Genomic DNA, 19,204 nt, shown 5'->3' with positions numbered 1-19,204 from the left:
GGTTACGCCGTTGGTTTGCGTAGTCACGCTCTTGGCCCGGCTGAGCAAACCGACGGCCCGGCGGTCATTTCCGGTTCGTGAGTTTCGCGTTCACCTCGGTCTTCTTCAGCGACCAGAACACGACCTGCACCTCGACGTTCGCGGGCACCTCCACAGCGAACGTCTCGCTCTTGCCCGTTTTGGTCGCAAGGGCCTTATCTTTGTACTTCTCAGGCTCTTCCAGTGCGTCGGCGTCGCTCGTCTTGAACACGTAAACCGACACCTCGCTGGCAGACGAGGTGTACTCGATAGTTACTTTCTGGGGCTTCTTCTGCACCTCCAGTATTTGCCCCTTGGGCCTTCCGGCTTCAAGTGAGAGTGTTAGTGTGACGTCCAGTTTCGCCGGGCCGCAACCGGCGAACGCGAGCAGCCCCACCGCGCACAGGATAGGAACGAATCGAACCGACATAGGCGATCCTTTCGGAGACAGTGGCCCGGCTGATCGTGGCTGTGCCACAGATACAGGAAGCGAGCGGCTTCAGCCACTACGCGCGGCACGTACTCAAGGCCGGGTCCCGATTCCACCGGTCGGGCCGGACTCACGCGGGCGCGTTCGGGCCGCTCGGCTTGTACCGCACGACGACAACCGTTCCGTCGAACTCGGTCCGCCGCAGTTCGTCCAACATCCACGCTTGCACCCGATCGGCCTTACCGCCGCCCGATCCGGCGCCGATGAGCGGAAGGGCCACGGATCGGTACCCGCGCCCTGTCGCCAGGGCCAGCGCGTTGCGCACCGACTCCCGGACGGACCACTCCGACGCGCGCCACAGCAGGTTGATCCCGGCGACGTGAATGATGGCCTTGAACGGCAGGTCGCCGGCCCCGGTCTCGACCGCCCCGCCGAGCGGAATCGCGCCGTTGCGGGCCACTTCGCGGAACGGCCCACGCCCGGCACGCCGCTTGATGGCCCGCGACACCCCCTGCGGGATGAGCAGCCACCACGGGATCACGTTCCGGTTCCAGGCGTTAACGATCACCTCGACATCCTGATCGAGCAGATCCCCCTCGACGACGCGCAGGTCCATCGCAGCCCCTCCTTGCGGCCCGAATGGTACACGTGTGCCGCTTCGGTCGAAAACGCCCGCCCGGTCACTTCATTTCCTTCACCCGCCCGGTTTTCGCGTCGATGGTCAGGTTCAGTTTCTCGGTCGCGTGCGTGTAGAAGAAGAAGCCGATCATCATCTCGTGGTGCGTTTGCGGGCCGTTACGGACGGTCGCGCGGGGGTCCGGGTTGTACGGGTTGAACGACGAGTTGTCGAAGTGCGCCACGCACTCCAGTTTCGTACCCTTCGCCAGCTTCATCTGGCCCGGTTCCCACCGGTACGGGATCTGCCACGAGAAGTTGTAATTCGGAATAACCAGGAGCGGTTCGCTCTTCCCGGCCGGCGGGTGCGCGGTGAAGGTCATGTCCTTCCCGCGAAGGTGCATGTGCGCGAACAGCCCGACCCCGACGGCGTCGGCTTCGAGGGTGCGGCTGGCAGCGACTTTGTGGGCGGGCGCCCCCGGAGGGACGGCGAAGTCGCGCCGGGTGAGCTGCATGTTCCGCAACTGTTTGTCAACTACCCCGCGGGGGTAGCGGAACCCCACCGACACGCGACACTTCTCCGGCTTGCCGGTGCTGACGAAGTGCATCTGGAGTACGAGCAGCGCCCCCTTCGGAATCCGACACCCCACGCCGGGATCGAGGGTCATCGGTTCGCCGCCTGGCACCTGCCCGGTGATGAAGTTCTCTTCCTTGAACCCTTCGGTCAGCGTGGCGAAGGCCATGTTGCAATGGTGCAACGACTGCGGGTTGTCCGGCAGGATTTGAACGTCCTGCAACCACGTTTCGTCTCTGAAGATGTGGGGAAGAACGGCGTACCGGTACGGGATGTCACCCCTCGCAGGCAGGTCGATGACGCCCGTCTCCAGAACAAGGTCGGGGGTGCCGATCTGCCATTTGCCGGTGAGCGGTTCCGGCGGCGCGGGTGCCTTGTCGGGGTCGCCCGGTTCCGCCCCGGTCCGCGCCCAGTCGGCGAGGGTTTCGCGTTCGGCATCGCTGAGCGCGCGGCGATTCGCGAACGGAACCGACTCGTGGCCGGCGAACCACGGCGGCATCCGCTGGGTGGCCACCGCCTCGGCTACCGATTTGGCCCGCGCCGCCGCTTGTTTGGCGGTGGTGAGCGCGAACGGAGCCGAGCCCCCCGATCGGTGGCACTCCCAACAGTGCTTCTTCAGAATCGGCGCGACGTGTTCGGCGAAGTTCACCCCTTTCGCCTTCCGGGGCGCCGCGAACTCGATCGGGCAGCCGTCGACCTCGGTCTCGGCGACATCAACCGGCTTGTTCGCGAGAACAGCTTCGATGGCGTCTTTCAGTTCTTGCTTGGTCGGCTCCTTCCGCGATCCGCCGAGCCGGAACTGGTCGTCGATCCGGCCGCGGTAACGAACTTTGTTCTCCGCATCAAGAACGACCGCTTCAGGGGTCCTCTTGACGCCGAGCGCCCGCGCCGCGTTCCCGCCGAAATCCTTGACGGTCGGAAACTCCACCTCGTACTTCACGGCGTGCGTTGCCATTGTCAGAAGTGTGTCGTCCTCGGCGGCGTTCACCGCAACGAACGGCACGCCCTTGTCGCGGTACGCTTTCTCAAGCGACTTCAGGGTCGGCAGGTAGCGCTGGGCGAGCGGACAGGTGGTGTTCGTGAACACGAGAACGAGCGCCTTCCGCTCGCCAAAATCGGCCAGCGTCCGGGGTAGGGCGCGGATGTCGGTGAGCGTGATCTTCCCGACCCGTTCACCGATCTTCGCGGCATCCTGGGCCGACGCGGTGAGTGAGAAAACGGCTGCAACGGACAGCACAAGCGACAAGCGGTGAAACACGACAGGGCACCTCGTGTTGGTACCGATCGGTCCGGGTTGGTAAGTTCCACCAGGGAGAATAACCTGTTCGCCACTCGGGGTGTATCGGCGAGCGAAAATTGTCCGAGCGGATACACGTACCCGGAAGTACCGTTGCTTGTGTTGACGAGCCGCGACCGCCAGGGAGCGGGGTACGTGGCACCCCTCCCTGGCGGCCGCGGCTCGTCAACACAAGCGACACCGCAGATGGATTCCTGTATGCGGCTAATGAAGAGCAGTTTACCTGTTCCTGCCAGCAACACGCTCCGCATCAGGCGGCAGCGCCAGGGGCTCCGCCGTGTTCGACCCGCCGGGTCGCGCGGCGCCAGCACCGGGCCGAGCCCTCGGCCGCGGCCAGCAGGAACACCACGGCCGCGCCCCAACCCCACGGACCGAACCGCACCAACCACCCTGCCCCGCCGACCGCATGTGCGACGGTCACCAGCGCCGCCACCCACACACACGCCGAACGCCACCAGCATACCACCGCCACAACCACAGCCGCATACGCGAACCCGAAAGAGGCGAACGTTACCGGGCCACGCGCCAGAGCCGGACGCGCGAACGGGTTCGCCTCGTGTGCCGACTCATACTGCCCCAACCAGTATTCGCCCGACTGCCCGACGAGTGTCAGCCCGATGTCAACGGCGCATAACGTCACGGCCGGGAGTAGTAACCACAACCGCGAACGGATCGTCACACGCCCCTCCAGTCTCGAAGCTGCACTGCAAGCTCACGACCGGACGTCACCGAGACTTGATGGGCAAGCCCAGAAGATTTCTGACAGGATTCACAGGATGAACAGGCTTTTGAGCCAAACAGTCTTCATCAGGTGAATCCTGTTCATCCTGTCAGAAATCTTTCTTTGTGAACGCGAGGACCGTGTGGGTCGGAACGAAGTCACGACCCCTCTACGCCGCCAGCAGTCCCAAAGCCGCGCCTTCGCTCACTGCGGGCCGCGGGCGAACTGCGCGTCCCACTCGGGCAGCTTCTCTTGCAGCTCGGCCGCGCTCGCCGCGCGTAACGTGACGTGCCCGACCTTCCGGCCCGGGCGCGGCCCCTTGCCGTACAGGTGCAGGTGCGCGTCCGGGTTCGCCAGCACCTGCTCCGTCGGCGGCACCGAGCCGATGAAGTTGTACATCACCGAACAGCCCACCGCGTCGGCGCGCCCCAGCGGCAGCCCGCACACCGCGCGGACGTGGTTCTCGAACTGGCTCGTCAGCGCCCCCTCGATCGTCCAGTGGCCGGAGTTGTGGACCCGCGGCGCCATCTCGTTCGCGAGCAGCCGCGCGCCCTCCTGGAACCACTCGATCGTCAGCACCCCGACGTAATTCAGTTCGGTCAGCACGCGGGCCGCGAACTCCGCGGCGCGCTCACTCAGCTCTTCGCCCAGGTCGGGCGCGGGCGCGACCGAGCGGTGCAGGATGCCGTCCTGGTGAACGTTCTCGATCAGCGGGTACGTCACAATTTGCCCGTCGCGGCCGCGCACCGCGACCAGCGACAGTTCGCGGTCGAACGGTACGAACCCTTCCAGGATCAGTGGCCGGCCGCCGAGCTTCTGCCACGCGGCGTCGGCGTCCTGCGGCGTGCGGATCACCGCCTGGCCCTTGCCGTCGTAGCCGAACCGGCGCGTCTTCAGCACCGCGGGCAGCCCGATCTCGGCGACCGCGGCGCGGAAGTCGGCCTCCGTCTCGATGGCCGCGAACGGCGGCGTCGGGATGCCGAGCCGCTGGAAGAACTGTTTCTCCGCGAGCCGCTCCTGCGACACCTCCAGCGCCCCGGGGGGCGGGTACACCGGCACGCGCTCCGCGAGCCACCGCGCCGCCTCCACCGGCACGTTCTCGAACTCGAACGTCACCACGTCGGACGCCTGCGCGAGCCGGTACAGCGCCTGGAGGTCGTCGAACTCGCCCGGGAGGTGGGCGCACACCTGCCCCGCGGACGAGTTCGTGCCGGGCTCCAGCACGGTCGCGCGCGCCCCGAGTGGGTAGCCGGCCAGTGCGATCATGCGGCCCAGTTGACCGCCGCCGAGAATGCCAAGGTTCATGGGTCCGGGGGTGTTGAGTCGCGCGTCAGGAGGCGGCCGGCTGCCGCGGGTTCGGGTGGTCAAGCACCTTCTGCGTTTGCACCTTGCGGAAGGTGCGCAGGGCCTCGCGAATCGCGGGGGTGTTAACCGCCAGGATCGAGGCCGCGAGCAGCGCCGCGTTGACCGCGCCGGCGGTGCCGATCGCCAGCGTCCCGACCGGCACGCCGGACGGCATCTGCACGATCGAGAGCAAAGAATCGACGCCCCGCAGGACCGCGGACTCGATCGGCACGCCGAGCACCGGGAGCACGGTCTTGGAGGCGCACATCCCGGGCAGGTGGGCCGCGCCCCCGGCCCCGGCGATGATCACCTCCAGCCCCCGCTCCTCCGCCCGCTCGGCGTAGCGGAACAGCAGGTCCGGGGTGCGGTGCGCGGACACCACCCGCTCCTCGTGCGGGATCTGCAGTTCCGTGAGCACGCGGGCCGCGTGCTGCATCGTGTTCCAGTCCGAGTGCGACCCCATGATGATGCCCACCCGCGGGGGCGGGTTGGCGGAGGACGGCGAGTTCGGGGTCGGGTGCTCGTCGGTCATGGGGTTCGGGTCCGTCGGAAGGTGCGAGCGCTCAGTCGGCGATTGTATCGCGAACGCGCCCCGCGGGAAGCGCTTGGGGTTGTGCCCGGGGGGCGGCGCGGTATAGCGGCGGCCTTCTCACACAAGCCAGGGGCGGGTCATGCGCGGGTTCACGCTTCGAGCGGTTCCGGTGTGCGTCGTGGTGTTCGCGTGCGGGTGCTTCCTCACCAAGCCGGTCACGCTGACCGAGACCGCGAACCGCACCCCGACGCACGCCTACTGGGGCCAGGTGAGCGGCATCCTGGCCCAGAAGCCCACGGGCCAGGACATACCGGCGTACGTGAGCCTGGTGCGCACCCAGACCGAGGCGCTGCGCGGGTTGAACCCCGAAGGCGTGGACGACGCGCTCGTCGCGGCCGTGCAGGACCTGATCCGGTGCGAGGCCGAAGTGCTCCGGCGGGCCGACATGGTGGACAGCGACCCCGCGATGCTGCGGGGGTCGAAGGAAATGGCCAACGCGTTCGCGACCTCGAACCGGGCCGCCGCGGAGTCGAAGAAACGGCTGCGGGCGCTCCAATCGGGGCTGAACGAGCGCCACGGCGGCGGCTTCGCGCCAATGGGCGGCTAAAACGTCGAGCGCCTCCCGCCTGCCGTCGGAAGATGCATGGTTCGTAACGAGTCGGGCGGGTGGGTGAGCAACGTTGCCCCGGCCCCCACCCGCCCGACTCGTTACGAGAAACGGCCCGCCGCCGTTAGCGCGACGCGATCCCGGTCGGGGGCTGGCGCCAGTTGAGCGGCGCGGAGGTGGCCCCGAGCCGGTCGTGGTCGATCTTGCCCTGTAGCTCGTTGTACACGTGCTTCACGCTGTCCTTGTTCATGTCGGTTTCGACCACGCCCACGCCGGTCCACTCCTTGTACCACGCGAGGTCCAACCCCTTCGTGATCTCCTCGACGGACTTCTTCGCGTCGATGCCCTTTTTCACCGCGTCGCGCAGTTCGGTGAAGTAGCGCGTTTCCTTCGCGAGCAGGTCCTTACGGGCCGGCTTGCCGTGCCCGGGGCAGATCAGGTCGATGTCGAGCTTGTCCATCGCCTCCAGACACTTGATCCAGCTCGCCGAGTTCGAGTGCCCCATGTAGTTGAACGCCCCGTTCACACACGCGTCCCCGGTGCAGAGGATCTTGTGCTTGGGCAGGTAGGCGCTCGCGTCGCCGGCGGTGTGCATGTGCCCGAAGTGCATGAACACGACGTGCTGTGTGTCGTCCTTCAGCTCGTACTTGTCGTCGAACGAGATGTCCACCTGCTTCAGTTCGCTGTCCTTGATGTCCTTGCGGTCCTTGGCGGCCTCCTCCCACTGCTTCGGGCCGTTGGTCTTCATCAGCCGCGCCGCGTTCGTGTGCGCGATGATCTTGGCCCCCTCCTTGGCCCAAACCGCGTTGCCGTAGGCGTGGTCGCCGTGGTGGTGCGTGTCCAGCACGTACTTGATGGGCTTGTTGGTGGTCTTCTTGATGTCCGCGATCACGTCCGCGGCTTCCTTCGGGAAGTTCGCGTCGATCACCACCACGTAGTCCTTGAACACGACCCAGGTGTGGTTGCTGCCGCCGAACGGGATATTCTTGTCGTTGGCCGAGATGGACGAGTAGCGGAAGAACACGCCCGGCGCGATCTCCTTAACCTCGTTGAACTTCATCTCCGGCACGGGCAGTTGTTTGGCCCCTTCCGCCGGTTTGTCTGCGGCCGCGTACACGGCCAGCGCGAGCGCGCAGCCGACGACGGCGAGAAGGGCAAATCGCTTCAGCATAATGAGGCTTCCTGAAGTGGGCGGGGAGGTGAAGCCTAACCGAGGCGCGATCGACCCGCAAGGGTGGGGCGGCAGCAGACGTTAGTCGGCGACGTGCAAACGCACCGAGGGCCGGCGCCTCGCCGACTACTCGCTCTCGACCGCTCGCGGGACCGGCGCTGCGGGCGAACGGGAATCTTCCCCGTTGGTCCCGCGAGTCGGTTTCCGCTCACACGTCGCGGCCGTGGACTACACGGGCCGCGAGGCGCGGAGGAGATGGAGTAGCCAGTGAGCCGCCGGCCCCGGCTGATCGGAAACGTGTTCCTTCTTTCCCCTTCACTTGCGTCGGAAGGGGCGGGCGAACATACTACTTATCGAACGGGTTCCGGAATATTTTGCCGCGTGCGACTTAGTAGCCGCCGCGACGGCCGCCACCACCGCCACCGCCGTAGCCACCACCGCTGCGGCCGCCGCCACCGCCGTAGCCACCACCGCCGCCGCCGTACCCGCCGCCGCCACCGCCGTAGCCACCACCGCCGCCGCTACGCGGCCGCTCTTCGCGGGGCTTGGCTTCGTTCACGGTCAGGGTGCGGCCGGAGAGCTGGGCCCCGTTCAGGGCCGCGATCGCCTCTTCCGCGCCGTCGTGCATTTCGACGAACGCGAACCCGCGGCTGCGGCCGGTTTCGCGGTCGGCAACGATCTGCGCGCCCAGCACGGTACCGTACTGGGAGAACGCCTGGATCAGGTCGTCGCTGGTGGTCTGGAACGAGATGTTACCGACGTACAACTTCTTCGCCATAGGTCTTCAAAACTCTGGGCGTGCTGCCCGCATAGGACACGCGCGGAACCCCCGCGCAAAGGACAGGAACGGACCGGGAACGATCACACCACGCGGCTTCACGCGCGGGGACGCCCCACTACACACTCTGCGAGGCCGGCTTGACTGTCTTGGAGGCTGTGAGGGTAGCTCAGAGTCGAAGAACCAAGAAGTGTCGAAGCAGATAGCAGCAAAGCGATTCGTAGCTCCTGAGTAGGTGGCACCCGCCACCCGTCAAGGAATAATACGCTACGCGATGAGAATAAAAAAGCCCAATTCACTTCACCGACGAAAATATCACTCCCCGGTGCCGGATGCCGCTCTCAGTTCGTCGGCCGTTCCGCCCAACGGGGGCGGGGGCACGTCCCACAAGGTGACGTGCCCGGCCCCCGTGCCGGTGGCGACGCGGCGGCCGTCGGGCGCGTACGCGACGTGCGTCACCGGGCCGGCGTGGAGCAGCGACGGCCCCAACGGGAGCCCGGTGGCGGCGTCCCAGAACCGGGCCGTGCCGTCGCGGCTGGCGGTCACGAGCGTGGCCCCGTCCGGCGCCACGGCCACGCCCGTGATCGTGCCCTTGTGCGGCATCGGGGGCAGTACAAGGGTGCCGGTCCGGGCGTCGCGCAGCTCGGCGGCGCCGGTCCGCCGGCCGAGCAGGATCTTCGCCCCGTCCGGCGTGTACCGGGCGTCCAGCACCTCGTCTCCGATCGCCCACTCGCGGAGCGGCGCGAGCGTGTCCCCCTTCAGAACCGCGGCGCCGTCGCCGAAGGACACGAACACCTCCCCCCCGTCCGGGCGCACCGCCAGCGCGCTCAGTTCCACACCCGCCGGGATCTTGCCGGTCGGGCGCCCGATCGCGGTCCGCTTCAGGGACACCGGGTCGTACCGGGCAACCATGAGCGCGGTCAGCATGTACACGCCGCTCCCGTTCCGCGGCAATTCGATCCGCGGCGTCCGCATGCGGTGCGTTCGGTCCCCCGGCGTGCGGGCGCCCCCGGGCAGCGCGAGCAGGTCGAAGCCGGCGCGCAGGCCGCGGAACACCCGCGCCCGCGCCGGGTCCGGATCGAACCGAACGGCCAGGGCCTCGTCGTCCGGCGCGATCCCGCGCGCCACCCGGGTGCGCAGGTCGAGCACCCCGCACCCCCGCTCGTCCGCGATCACCAGCGCCTCACCGCCGGGCGCGAAGTCCAGCCCGCGGGTCCGGGAGTTGCGCCCGGGCCAGAGCAGTTCCCCGGACAGAACCGGGGCCGCACACAGGTACACCGAATCGCCCGCGGGAACGGCGAACTCGCCCGAGCCCGGGCGGAACCGCATCCGCGTGACCTCGCCGTGGAACTGCCGCGCGAGGCCCATCGGCTGGCCGGTCTCGCGGTGCCAGCACCGCACGTTGCCGTCCCCGTCGGACGCCACCAGTTGCGGCCCCGCCGGCGCGAACGCGACCCCGTTCCCGTACGCCCCCGCCAGGCTCAACTCGAGCACCCGTTTCTCCCCGTTCGGGTCGTCCTTCGGCTCTGCCGTGAGATCGAGAACCGACACGGTGCCGCCGGTCCCGACCGCGGCCAAGCGGGTGCCGTCGGGCGAAACCGCCACGTCGGTGACCCACCCCCGCACGTGCCAGCTCCGCCGCTCGGCCCCGGTCGCGGCGTCCCACGCCCGCACCCGGCCGGCCCGGTCCCCGGTGTACAGCGCGCGCCCGTCCGGGGACGCGGCCAGGATCTGAAGTGTCGAAGCGTTCTCCCCGCCCCCCGGAACGAACCGCTCGCTCGTCGGCTTCTTCGGGTCGGTCACGTTCCACCGCCGCAGCCCGTTCGCGCCGTCGTTGGTCCAGAGCGCGCGGGGCCCCGTGAACGCCAGGGTCCACAGGTTCACTTCGGACACCCCGGGCACGTTCGGGGCGGGCAGTTTGAAGTGCGCGAGAGAGGGGGCCGCGGCCGGTCCGCTCGGGTCCGCCTCCCACAGGGTGACGCCCCCGTCGGTGCCGCCCGCGGCGACGAGGCGCCCGTCCGGGCTGACGCCCACGGTCCAGTAGACCGGCTTTTGGGGCAACAGGCCGACCGGGTCGAACGAGGGCCGGTACGTCCGGACCCGCGCCCCGGTCCCCAGGTCCCAGAGGTACAGCTCGCGGCCGCGCCCGGCGGACACCATGTGTTTGCCGTCCGGGTGGAACGCCGCCAGCCGCGGCTGCTCGGTGTGCCTGAACCGGCGCGGCGGCTTCGGCAGCTCGCGCCCCCACGCCGCGAGGTTGACCCGCGCGACCCGGGCGAGGGCGGCGTCGCCGGTGGCTTCGGCGAGTTCGACGGCCCGCACGAACAGTTCGAGCCCGTCCGCCACGCGCCCGTCCTCGCACCACTCGACCGCGCGGGCGAACTCCAGTCGGGCCTCGTGCCGCTGGCGCTGCCCGACCTCGGCCACGGCGCGGGCGCGGGCCTCCTGGGCGAGCCGCTGCTCCTCTTGCGCCTGCGCGCCGGCCGCTTGCGCGAACGCCCGCAGCCCCGCTTCGGTCCGCGCCCGCTCCTCGGCCCGCACCCACAGCGCCGCCACGGCCACGAACCCGGCGGTCAGCGTGACCGCCAGCGCCGCCAGCAGCCCCGCGACCGCCGGGTTGCGCCGGGCCAAAAGCCACAGCCGCTCCAGGTTCGTAACCGGCCGCGCCTGGGTGGGGCGCCCGTCGAGGAACCGGCGCAGGTCGTCCGCGAGCGCCTCGGCCGAGGCGTACCGGCGCTCCGGCGCCTTCGCGAGGCACGTCGCCACGACCGCCGCCAGGTCGCGGGGCACGTCCGGCCGCAGCGCGCGCACGTCCGGCGGCGGGTCGTTGAGCACCCGGAGCATGACGCTCATCGGCTCGGTGCCGACGAACGGGGGGCGCCCGGCGAGGCACTCGAACAGGATCGCGCCCAGCGCGTACACGTCCGCCGCGGGGCCGATCTGGCGCGCGCCGGCCGCCTGCTCGGGGGCCATGTACTGCGGGGTCCCGAGCACCTGCCCCGTCTGCGTCAGGTCGGCCCCGGAGTCCCGTGTGAGTTTCGCGAGCCCGAAATCGGTGACCTTGGGCCGAAACGCTGGGTAAGGCGTGGAAAGCGTGGCCGAACCGGACACGCCGTCCGTTTTCACCGCCCCGCCGTCGTCCGCACTGAACAGAATGTTGCCCGGCTTCAGGTCGCGGTGAACGACGCCCTGGAGGTGCGCGACGTGGACCGCCCGGGCCAGCCCTTCGAGCAGTTCGGCGGCGGCGCGCGGGCTGAACCGCTCGGCCGCCCCCTCGTGGGCCGCGCGGAGCCGGCTCCCGAGCGACCCGCCCTCGAGCAGTTCCATCGCGAGGTACGGCACCGGGAGGCGGTTCGGCCCCTCGTAGGTGCCCACCTCGAACACGGTCACCACCTGCGGGTGCCGAACCCGGGCGAGCACCTCGCCCTCGAAGAGGAACCGCTGCGTCGCGCGGCCGTCGGGGGCGCCGGAGAGGATCATCTTGAGCGCCACCAGCCGGTTGAGCCGCCGGTGCCGGGCCTTGAACACGACGCCCATGCCGCCGCGGCCGATCTCGCCGAGCACCTCGAACCCGGGCACCGGCGGCGGGCCGCCGAACACCGCGACCGCCGGCCGGGCGCCGACGATCTGCGTGTCCGCCTCCGCGTGCGGCGCGCCGTCCCCCGAGCGCGCGTCGGGCAGCTCCGTCAGGGGCCGCTCGCGGTACCGGGCCACGGCCCCGCTGGTCTGCTCGGTGAGCCGGTCGAGCCGGGCCTGGCACGCGGGGCACCCGTCCACGTGGCCCGACACGCACGCGCCCCGCTCCGGCCCGAGCGAATCGTTGAGGAACCCGGCCAGTTCGGTGTCGTCAGGGCAGTCGGGCATGGGAGAGGTGTCGGGTGGGGGTACGAAGGCAGGGGGTGGCGTCGGCTTCAGCCCGACCGGTGGCGTCAAGTCTCGCGCCGCGGAAGCGGTCGCGCCTCACGAGCGGCGGGGCTCGTCCTCGCCGTCCGCCCCTTCGAGCGCCCGGATCTCTTCCTGAACGAGCTTCTGCACCCGGTGCTTCGCGAGGTACACCTGCGACACCCGGATGCCGACCTGGTCCGCCACCGTTTGCGGGGCCACGCCGTCCAGCGCCGACAGCTTGAACGCCAGCCAGGTGTTCTCGGCCACCCGCTCGCGGGCGCGCACCAGTGCCATTTCCAGCAGCTCCCGGTCGAACGTCGCTTCGACCCGGGCGGCGAGGTCCTCCCGCGCCTCGACCGACTGGAGCTGGTCGAGGACGCTGGTGTCGCCGCTCCCGCGGGTCCGGTACCCGGCCTCCGTGACGAAGTCGTGCCAGGCGTGGTGCGTCAGCGTCTTGAGCCACCCGCGGAAGCTCTTCGACGGGTCGTACTTGAACTGCGGGAGCTTCTTCGTGAGCCGCATCAGGACGTTCTGCGCCACGTCCTGGGCGTCGGCCTCCTGGAGCCCCCAGTGCAGCAGCCACCCGCGGATGGCGGGGCTGTAGGTGCGAAAGAACTCGCCCCACGAGAGCTGGTCGGCCGGGTTCTGGTGGAGCCGGTGGAGCAGCGTCACGCGCGTCGTGTCGGCGGAGTCGGCGCTCATACCAGCGCTCCCGGGCGATGAGTACACGCGAAAAGGGCCGAATCATTCTAACGGCCCGCCCGCGCACCCGAAAGGGTCGCAGCCCGCGCCGGCTTCTTTCGGTTCGGCGTTCTCGCTACACTGGGTTAACCTACCACCCCGCCCGCGCCGGTGCGCCGGAACCGTTCCCATGTACGACCCCGCAGAACCCGCGCCCGCGCTCGGCGGCGCCGCCCTCGACAAACTCACCGCGACCCTCGCGGCCCACGGCCCGGCCGCCGCGGTCGACGAGCTGATCGCCGAGCTGCGCGCCGCCGAGGACTTCCAGGGGCTGTTCTACGCGCTGCTGATGAAAGCGCGCATCGGGCTCGGCGTGTCCCCGTTCCCGACCGGCGCGGCGGGCGACCTCCCGGCGCACACCCACGCGCCCTACGAGGACGCCATCCGCGCCGCCGCGCGCCACGTCGGCGGGCTGCTCCTGGAGCGCAAGGAGTTCTCAAAGGCGTGGGCGTTCTTCCGCATGCTCGACGAGCCCGAGCCGGTGCGCGCGGCGCTGGCCGCGTACGCGCCCGGGCCGGACGACGACGTGTACCCGGTCATTGAGGTGGCGTGGCAGGGCGGGGTGCTGCCGAAGAAGGGATTCGACCTCGTGCTCGACCGGCACGGCATCTGTTCGGCCATCACGATGGTGAGCGGGTCCGACCTGGGCGCGAACGCGGACCTGCGGGACTACTGCGTGGCGCGGCTGGCGACGGCACTCCACGCCCAACTCACCGAGCGCCTCACGAGCGACCTGACGGCGCGGGGCGTGGCGCTCACCGAACCGCTCCCGGTGGCGCGGCTGGTCGAGTTGCACCCGGACCTGTTCGCCGAGGACGCGTACCACATCGACACGTCGCACCTGTCGAGCGTGGTGCAGATGAGCACGCACCTCGCGCCCGGCCCGGCGCTCGACTGCGCCCGCGGGCTGTGCGCCTACGGGCGCAAGCTCGCGCCGAACCTTCAGGGGCACAACGACGCGCCGTTCGAGGAGAACTACGACGACTACCTCGCTTACCTCAACGTGATCGCGGGCGAGCAGGTGGAGGAGGGCCTCGCGCGGTTCGCGGCCAAGGCCGCGCGCGAGGCCGCCGAGGGGGCGACCTACGCGGCCCAGGTGTACGTGAACCTGCTTCTCAAAGCGGGCCGCTCACGGGACGCGCTCAACGCCGCGAAGCAGTTCCTGCTCGCGGAGGACGACCGCAACCTGATCTGCCCCGGGGTGAACGAGCTGGCGCGCCGGGTCGGCGACTACGGCGCGCTGGCGGACGCGGCGAAGTCCCGCGGCGACTCGGTCGGGTTCCTCGCGAGCCTGATCGCCGCGAAGGGGGGCGTGATACCAAATCCCGCTTGAAGAGTAACCGTTCGGCAGCGACGTGGGTCACACCCGCCGGCTGACACCGGCGGTTCGACGAGCCACAGTCGAACCGCCGGTGTCAGCCGGCGGGTGTGACCCCCATCACCGATACTTTTCAATCGCGAGTGGTAGAAGTCACTTGCCTGCGGGCCGCGGGGCCGGCGCCACCGGAAGCGAGGGCACCCCGGCGAGTTTGCGGACGGCGGACTCACTCAGCGCCTCCGCGAACACGCACACCTCATCAACCGCGAAGTTCTGCACGTCGTCGAGAACGATAACGCTCCCCGGCACAGGCGGGCCGCCCGGTCCGACGATCCCACCCGGTACGACGGGGCGTTTCACCGGTGGAATACCCAGGGCCAGCGGACAGAACGCCGCCGTCCGATCCGGTCCGCCGGCCCCGACGGACCGCCCCACCTGCTTGCCGTCCACGTAAAAGGTCGTTTGCTCGCCGCGCCGGGGCGCGGCGACCTCCTCGCGCGTGACCGCGACGTGGTGCCAGCGGCCGTCCGCGATCGAGGGCGCGGTGAGTTTGGCGAACCGCTCCGGTAGGCCGTCGATCTCTTGCACGTACGTCAGCGTCCCGGTGACGCGCACCGAGAGCGTGTCCCAGCGGGCTTTGCCCTGGCACCCGAACCGGAACACCTCAATGTCCGGGGCCGTGGTCTTCACCCACGCCGAAACGGTGAGCGCCGACCCGCGCGTGAGCTTCCCGACCGGGGGCAGCGCGATCAGATCTGCCCGGGTGCCGGGGGGCAGGTAGAGGGCGGTGCCGCTCGGCCCTTCGGCGAACGCCGCGCCGGCCGGCACCGGGAACCGCTTGCCGTCCGGCGCGGCGGTTACGCGCTGCTCGGCGGTGCCGTCGAACGTGAGCCGCAGCGCCGGCTCGGCGGGCAGTTCCGGCGGGCGCCCGGTGTACCGCCCCGGACCGGCCACGAACGCCGCGAACCGCCTCTCGCGCTCCCCGATCGCAAGGGCCGCCGCCGCGGCCCCTTCGGCCCCGGTCCGAACGGCCTTGAGGGCCTCGATCGCCGCCCGCTGGGCCACCTCTCCCAGGTCGATGGTGGTTTCGGTACTCAGTTCGCCAGCGGCGCCGATGTCGCGCTGCCGACGGGCGGCGGCCTCGATCGCAAGGAACACCTCGCGCTGCTCTCCCTCGGCCACTGCAAGCGTTTCGCGAGCCGCCGCCAGGCTCGCGTTCCGTGCGTCCTGCTGCTCGCGTGCCCGAGTCGCTCGTTCGACCTCGGCGCGCGCGCGCTCGGCGGCGGTCACACGCGCCCGTTCGGCGTCGATCCGCTTCTGCCCCGCCACTTTCAGCGCCGGGTCGGTGATCTCGAACGAGTCCAGGAACCGGCGCACGTTCGCGTTGCCCGGCTGGGTCAACTTGCCCCCGGCCACCAGCACGTACACCCGGCTCTCCGCGATGACGACGCGAACCCCGTAGTGCCCCCCGCCCTGGCCGCTGAACTCCACCTCGCGGCCCGGGAACCCGTTCACCGTGATCTCCTTCTGGCTCACGATCGACCGCACCTCGCCGCTGGTCTTCATCGCCTGGACCGCCGCGTCGATGCGGTCCTTGTCGCTCAGCAGTTGGCGCTCTTGCGGGGAGATGTTGCCGTAGACGATCGCGTACTCCTCGAGCGCCCGGAACAGGATGGTGCCCTCCGTGGTCATGTTCGGATCGGGGTTGTTCCCGGCGATCTGGTCCATGTCCTTGCGGGGCGCGGCCGGCAGTTCCACCTTGAACCCGCCGTTGTCGGACCGGTGGTCGCGCCACTTCGCCCCCGGGACCGCGACGTACAGCCCGCCGCAGCACAGGGAAACCAGTAACGCGCCCAACCCGGCCACGAGGGCCAGCCAAAACAGCGGGCCGCGCCCGGGCGGGGGCGGCGGCCGGCGCCGACGGCGCGGGCGGTCGGGGTCCCGATCCGGTTCACGGTCGCGGTCGGTGCGGGCGCGGGCGCGAGGGCGGGACACCGGCACCGCCGCCAGCGGTTCCGGAGTTCCCCCGAACGGGTCGTCCGGACTCGGGGCCGCCGCAGAGGGCTCCGGGAACCCGTCCGCCGCCGCATTCGCGGCCGCCGCGTCCGGCACCCGGAGCGTGGTCAAGCACGCGCCGCACCGGATCGACCGGCCGGCGGATTCGTCGTCCACGCGCAGCGTGCCGCTACAAGTCGGGCAGGCGAACTCGATCGACATCGATGGAACCTCGTGCGGTGGCGCGCGGACAGGGCACATCTTACCGTTTAACACGGGTGACGGGCCACCGAATTGGACCGTCGCGGCCGAGGGGCCGCGACGCGGAACGCGACACCCGCACCGAAACCCCGAGCCTTCACCGCCGCGGCTTCGTTGTTGAGTGCCGGCGCGGCCGCGCGTACCATGAAAGGGTACGACACACAGGACGCGGGGCCGCGCGCATGTCACGCCTCACTCTCGCTCTCGTCGCCGCACTCGGCTCACACGCCTTCGCGCCGGGGGCGGACACCACGGGCACGCTGTCCGTTCCGGCGGACCCGGAGAAGACGCCGATCGCCGAGGGGTACCGCTTCCAGCAGCCGTACCAGGGCACGTTTCGTCTCTCCGACCGCTACCAACTCCGCCACAGCGGCGTCACCGTTTACGACCTCACGTTCCCGTCGCCGCTCCCGTCGGACGTGACCGAGAACAACACCGTTTACGCGGAGTACTTCGTTCCCAGCGGGCCGGGCAAGTTCCCCGCGGTCGTGGTGCTCGACATCATGCAAGGGAACCAGCGCATCGCCCGCGGCGAGGCGACGTGGCTGGCCCAGAACGGCGTCGCGGCGCTCGTGGTGGTCCTCCCGCACTACAACCAGCGCCGCGCCCCGGACAGCAAGGCGAAGCTCGTTTCGACCAACATCCCGCGCACGCTCACGGGCATCCGGCAGGGCGTGATGGACTGCCGGTGCGCGCTCGCGTGGCTCGCGGGGCGCGACGAGGTCGACGCCGACCGGCTCGGGATGGTGGGCACGAGCCTTGGCAGTTTCCTCACCGCCCTTACGTCAGCCAACGAGCCGCGGGTGAAGAACGTGTGCATGGTGCTGGGCGGCGGCGGACTGGTGGACGCGTACTACGACCACCCGAAAGGCCAAGACGTGCGCAAGGCGCTCGACGCGGTCGGCGGGAAGGGCCTCGTGAAGCGGCTCATCGCCCCGGTCGATCCGCTCACCTACGCGCCCCGGCTGAAGGACAAAAACCTCCTCATGATCGCGGCAACGAACGACGACGTGGTTCCGGCGAAGGCCGCGACCGCGCTGTGGGAGGCGACCGGCAAGCAGCGGATCGTGTGGCTCGAAGCCGGGCACGTCAGCGCCGGGCTGTACTCGATGTCGATCCTGCGCGAGTTGCGCGGCCACTTTCAGATCAAATAGCTCGACGGAATGCGGGGCGTTTTCTGCGAACGCAGCCGGGTGGTATCGCTCCGGAGAAAAAGACACGCCGCCGAACGCGGTGCCGCGTCTCAAGGGGGCCAGGCGTCGCACATCGAATCCAGTAGTTCCAGGTTCCAAGTTCCAAGTGGAGTCACGAGCGACACGAATCGCCGGCGCTTGTGACGAGCGGGGTTCCGACCTGGAACTTGAAACGACTGGACTTGGTATCACCCCAGCAGTTCCTTCACGACGTGCCCGTGAACGTCGGTGAGCCGGAAGTCGCGGCCGGCGTACTTGAAGGTCAGCTTCTCGTGGTTCAGCCCGAGCTGGTGCAGGATCGTCGCGTGCAGGTCGTGCATGTGGACCTTGTCGGTCACCGCCTGCGCGCCGAACTCGTCGGTCGCGCCGAACGAGAGCCCCGGCTTGAACCCGCCGCCGGCGAGCCACACCGTGAACCCGCCCGGGTTGTGGTCGCGCCCCGTGCCGTTCTTCTCCGCGTAGGGCGTCCGCCCGAACTCCCCGCCCCACCACACGATCGTGTCCTCGAGTAGCCCCCGGCGCTTCAGGTCCGCGAGCAACCCCGCGATCGGTCGATCGACGGCGCGGGCGTGATCGCCGTGCTTCGGCAGGTTCGAGTGCTGGTCCCACGCCGGGTTCGCCGAGTTGTCGCCGTAGGTCACCTGCACGAACCGGACCCCGGCCTCACTCAACCGCCGCGCCATCAGGCACTGCTTGCCGAAGTTGTCGGTTTCCTTGGCGCCGATCCCGTACAGCTTGTGCGTCTCCTTCGTTTCCTTGCTGATGTCCATCACGTCCGGGGCGTTCTTCTGCATCCGCCACGCCAGCTCGTAGGACGCGGCGACCGCCTCCAGTTCGGCGTCGCCGGGCCTCTGTTTCAGTTGTTCGGCGTTGAGTTCGCGCAGCAGGTTGAAGTGTTCTTCGGCCGCGGTCGGCGACAGCCCGGGCACCAGATTGCGGATCGTCGCCTCGCTGGCGGGGGCGCCGGCGCGGCCCACGGGTGTGCCCTGGTAGATCGCGGGGATGAACGCGTTGCCGTAGTTTCGCGCGCCGCCGTTGCCGGCCGACGGCGCGATGCTCACGAACCCCGGGAGGTTCGCGTTCTCGCTGCCCAGCCCGTACAGCACCCACGAGCCCATGCTCGGGCGCACGAAGCTCGTCGAACCGCAGTGCAGGAACAGCGTTGCCGGCCCGTGCGCCACCCCCTCCGTGCGCATCGAGTGGACGAAGCACAGGTCGTCGATCACCTCGTTCACCGCGGGGAACAGGTCGGACGCCCACTTCCCGGTTTTGCCACGCGGGGCGAACGTCCACAGCGGCTTCATCACCCGCTGCGTGCTGCCGCGCATCCCGGTGTTCGCGATCACCCGGGCGTCGTCGAACTTGATCTGCTTGCCGTCCTCCTTATCGAGGGCCGGCTTGTAATCGTAGGAATCGACGTGCGACACCCCGCCCTGCATGAACAGGAAGATCACCCGCTTCGCCCGGGCCGGGTGGTGCCCGGCCTTTGGTGCCAGTGGGTTGATGACCGGGGCCGCGGCGCGGGACTCCTGGGCCGCGAGCCCGGCAAGAGCCATCGCGCCGAAGCCGCAGCCGGTGCGGCTCAGCCATTCGCGACGGGAGAAGGTCGGCAGCATCTCGGCTCTCACGCGGAGTGGGAATGGCAGCGGAAGTCAAAGCGTTTTTGACAGGATCAACAGGATGGACAGGATTGAATTCAACAATCTCTTTCTTCTTATCCTGTC

The 19,204-nt window shown here is 69.5% G+C and carries 15 protein-coding genes; 3 read left to right on the top strand and 12 right to left on the bottom strand.

Annotated elements, in window-relative coordinates; translation table 11 throughout:
- Positions 1 to 64 precede the first annotated feature (64 nt).
- The 6 genes from GobsT_RS10770 to purE form a co-directional block, all read right to left on the bottom strand.
- The gene (locus GobsT_RS10770; protein WP_010049909.1) at positions 65 to 448 is read right to left on the bottom strand and encodes a hypothetical protein; all 384 of its coding nucleotides are present in this window, start codon (positions 446 to 448) and stop codon (positions 65 to 67) included.
- Between the two features lie 130 nt (positions 449 to 578).
- A complete protein-coding gene (locus GobsT_RS10765; RefSeq protein ID WP_010049906.1) occupies positions 579 to 1,064 on the bottom strand; it encodes a macro domain-containing protein in 486 nt (161 codons plus the stop codon).
- Between the two features lie 64 nt (positions 1,065 to 1,128).
- Positions 1,129 to 2,895 carry a redoxin family protein gene (locus GobsT_RS10760; RefSeq protein ID WP_010049904.1) on the bottom strand — a complete coding sequence of 589 codons (1,767 nt, stop codon included), beginning with the start codon at positions 2,893 to 2,895 and terminating at the stop codon, positions 1,129 to 1,131.
- A 289-nt stretch (positions 2,896 to 3,184) separates the two neighbouring features.
- Positions 3,185 to 3,613 carry a hypothetical protein gene (locus GobsT_RS10755; RefSeq protein ID WP_010052233.1) on the bottom strand — a complete coding sequence of 143 codons (429 nt, stop codon included), beginning with the start codon at positions 3,611 to 3,613 and terminating at the stop codon, positions 3,185 to 3,187.
- A 246-nt stretch (positions 3,614 to 3,859) separates the two neighbouring features.
- A complete protein-coding gene (locus GobsT_RS10750; RefSeq protein ID WP_010052234.1) occupies positions 3,860 to 4,960 on the bottom strand; it encodes a 5-(carboxyamino)imidazole ribonucleotide synthase in 1,101 nt (366 codons plus the stop codon).
- A 25-nt stretch (positions 4,961 to 4,985) separates the two neighbouring features.
- Complete coding sequence (gene purE, locus GobsT_RS10745) at positions 4,986 to 5,531, bottom strand: 5-(carboxyamino)imidazole ribonucleotide mutase (protein ID WP_010052236.1); 546 nt, start codon at positions 5,529 to 5,531, stop codon at positions 4,986 to 4,988.
- Positions 5,532 to 5,670: 139 nt separating this feature from the next.
- Between purE and GobsT_RS10740 the strand changes: the two genes are divergently transcribed.
- Complete coding sequence (locus GobsT_RS10740) at positions 5,671 to 6,138, top strand: hypothetical protein (protein ID WP_010052238.1); 468 nt, start codon at positions 5,671 to 5,673, stop codon at positions 6,136 to 6,138.
- 124 nt (positions 6,139 to 6,262) lie between these two features.
- Here the strand turns inward: GobsT_RS10740 and GobsT_RS10735 are convergent, their stop codons facing one another.
- The 4 genes from GobsT_RS10735 to GobsT_RS10720 form a co-directional block, all read right to left on the bottom strand.
- Positions 6,263 to 7,309: an MBL fold metallo-hydrolase gene (locus tag GobsT_RS10735; RefSeq protein WP_109571155.1), complete on the bottom strand. Its 1,047-nt coding sequence runs from the start codon at positions 7,307 to 7,309 to the stop codon at positions 6,263 to 6,265.
- A gap of 388 nt (positions 7,310 to 7,697) precedes the next feature.
- Positions 7,698 to 8,087 (bottom strand): RNA recognition motif domain-containing protein, encoded by a 390-nt coding sequence (locus tag GobsT_RS10730; protein ID WP_010049327.1) that lies wholly within the window; start codon positions 8,085 to 8,087, stop codon positions 7,698 to 7,700.
- A 315-nt stretch (positions 8,088 to 8,402) separates the two neighbouring features.
- The gene (locus GobsT_RS10725) at positions 8,403 to 11,951 is read right to left on the bottom strand and encodes a WD40 repeat domain-containing serine/threonine protein kinase (RefSeq protein ID WP_010049326.1); all 3,549 of its coding nucleotides are present in this window, start codon (positions 11,949 to 11,951) and stop codon (positions 8,403 to 8,405) included.
- Between the two features lie 96 nt (positions 11,952 to 12,047).
- Positions 12,048 to 12,674, bottom strand: a complete 627-nt coding sequence (locus GobsT_RS10720; RefSeq protein ID WP_010049325.1) for an RNA polymerase sigma factor — start codon at positions 12,672 to 12,674, stop codon at positions 12,048 to 12,050.
- 169 nt (positions 12,675 to 12,843) lie between these two features.
- On the opposite strand from GobsT_RS10720, the gene GobsT_RS10715 reads away from it, so the two are divergent.
- Positions 12,844 to 14,046: a hypothetical protein gene (locus GobsT_RS10715; RefSeq protein ID WP_010049323.1), complete on the top strand. Its 1,203-nt coding sequence runs from the start codon at positions 12,844 to 12,846 to the stop codon at positions 14,044 to 14,046.
- A 138-nt stretch (positions 14,047 to 14,184) separates the two neighbouring features.
- Here GobsT_RS10715 and GobsT_RS10710 read toward each other — a convergent pair whose 3' ends face one another.
- Positions 14,185 to 16,248, bottom strand: a complete 2,064-nt coding sequence (locus GobsT_RS10710) for a LamG domain-containing protein (protein ID WP_010050462.1) — start codon at positions 16,246 to 16,248, stop codon at positions 14,185 to 14,187.
- A 221-nt stretch (positions 16,249 to 16,469) separates the two neighbouring features.
- On the opposite strand from GobsT_RS10710, the gene GobsT_RS10705 reads away from it, so the two are divergent.
- Positions 16,470 to 17,441 (top strand): alpha/beta hydrolase family protein, encoded by a 972-nt coding sequence (locus tag GobsT_RS10705; RefSeq protein ID WP_010050464.1) that lies wholly within the window; start codon positions 16,470 to 16,472, stop codon positions 17,439 to 17,441.
- Between the two features lie 227 nt (positions 17,442 to 17,668).
- Here GobsT_RS10705 and GobsT_RS10700 read toward each other — a convergent pair whose 3' ends face one another.
- Positions 17,669 to 19,096, bottom strand: a complete 1,428-nt coding sequence (locus GobsT_RS10700; RefSeq protein WP_010050466.1) for a DUF1501 domain-containing protein — start codon at positions 19,094 to 19,096, stop codon at positions 17,669 to 17,671.
- Positions 19,097 to 19,204 lie beyond the last annotated feature (108 nt).

The organism is Gemmata obscuriglobus (assembly GCF_008065095.1).
GTDB lineage: Bacteria > Planctomycetota > Planctomycetia > Gemmatales > Gemmataceae > Gemmata > Gemmata obscuriglobus.
The sequence above is the reverse complement of the archived record's forward strand: the minus strand, read 5'-3'. Positions and strand labels throughout refer to the sequence as shown.

What these genes read in the sequence shown, in the direction of transcription:
- GobsT_RS10725 (WP_010049326.1), bottom strand. Translation starts at nt 11,951, where the DNA reads ATGCCCGACTGCCCTGACGACACCGAACTGGCCGGGTTCCTCAACGAT.
- GobsT_RS10710 (WP_010050462.1), bottom strand. Translation starts at nt 16,248, where the DNA reads ATGTCGATCGAGTTCGCCTGCCCGACTTGTAGCGGCACGCTGCGCGTG.
- GobsT_RS10705 (WP_010050464.1), top strand. Translation starts at nt 16,470, where the DNA reads ATGTCACGCCTCACTCTCGCTCTCGTCGCCGCACTCGGCTCACACGCC.
- GobsT_RS10730 (WP_010049327.1), bottom strand. Translation starts at nt 8,087, where the DNA reads ATGGCGAAGAAGTTGTACGTCGGTAACATCTCGTTCCAGACCACCAGC.
- GobsT_RS10740 (WP_010052238.1), top strand. Translation starts at nt 5,671, where the DNA reads ATGCGCGGGTTCACGCTTCGAGCGGTTCCGGTGTGCGTCGTGGTGTTC.
- GobsT_RS10700 (WP_010050466.1), bottom strand. Translation starts at nt 19,096, where the DNA reads ATGCTGCCGACCTTCTCCCGTCGCGAATGGCTGAGCCGCACCGGCTGC.
- GobsT_RS10750 (WP_010052234.1), bottom strand. Translation starts at nt 4,960, where the DNA reads ATGAACCTTGGCATTCTCGGCGGCGGTCAACTGGGCCGCATGATCGCA.
- purE (WP_010052236.1), bottom strand. Translation starts at nt 5,531, where the DNA reads ATGACCGACGAGCACCCGACCCCGAACTCGCCGTCCTCCGCCAACCCG.
- GobsT_RS10720 (WP_010049325.1), bottom strand. Translation starts at nt 12,674, where the DNA reads ATGAGCGCCGACTCCGCCGACACGACGCGCGTGACGCTGCTCCACCGG.
- GobsT_RS10770 (WP_010049909.1), bottom strand. Translation starts at nt 448, where the DNA reads ATGTCGGTTCGATTCGTTCCTATCCTGTGCGCGGTGGGGCTGCTCGCG.
- GobsT_RS10735 (WP_109571155.1), bottom strand. Translation starts at nt 7,309, where the DNA reads ATGCTGAAGCGATTTGCCCTTCTCGCCGTCGTCGGCTGCGCGCTCGCG.
- GobsT_RS10715 (WP_010049323.1), top strand. Translation starts at nt 12,844, where the DNA reads ATGTACGACCCCGCAGAACCCGCGCCCGCGCTCGGCGGCGCCGCCCTC.
- GobsT_RS10765 (WP_010049906.1), bottom strand. Translation starts at nt 1,064, where the DNA reads ATGGACCTGCGCGTCGTCGAGGGGGATCTGCTCGATCAGGATGTCGAG.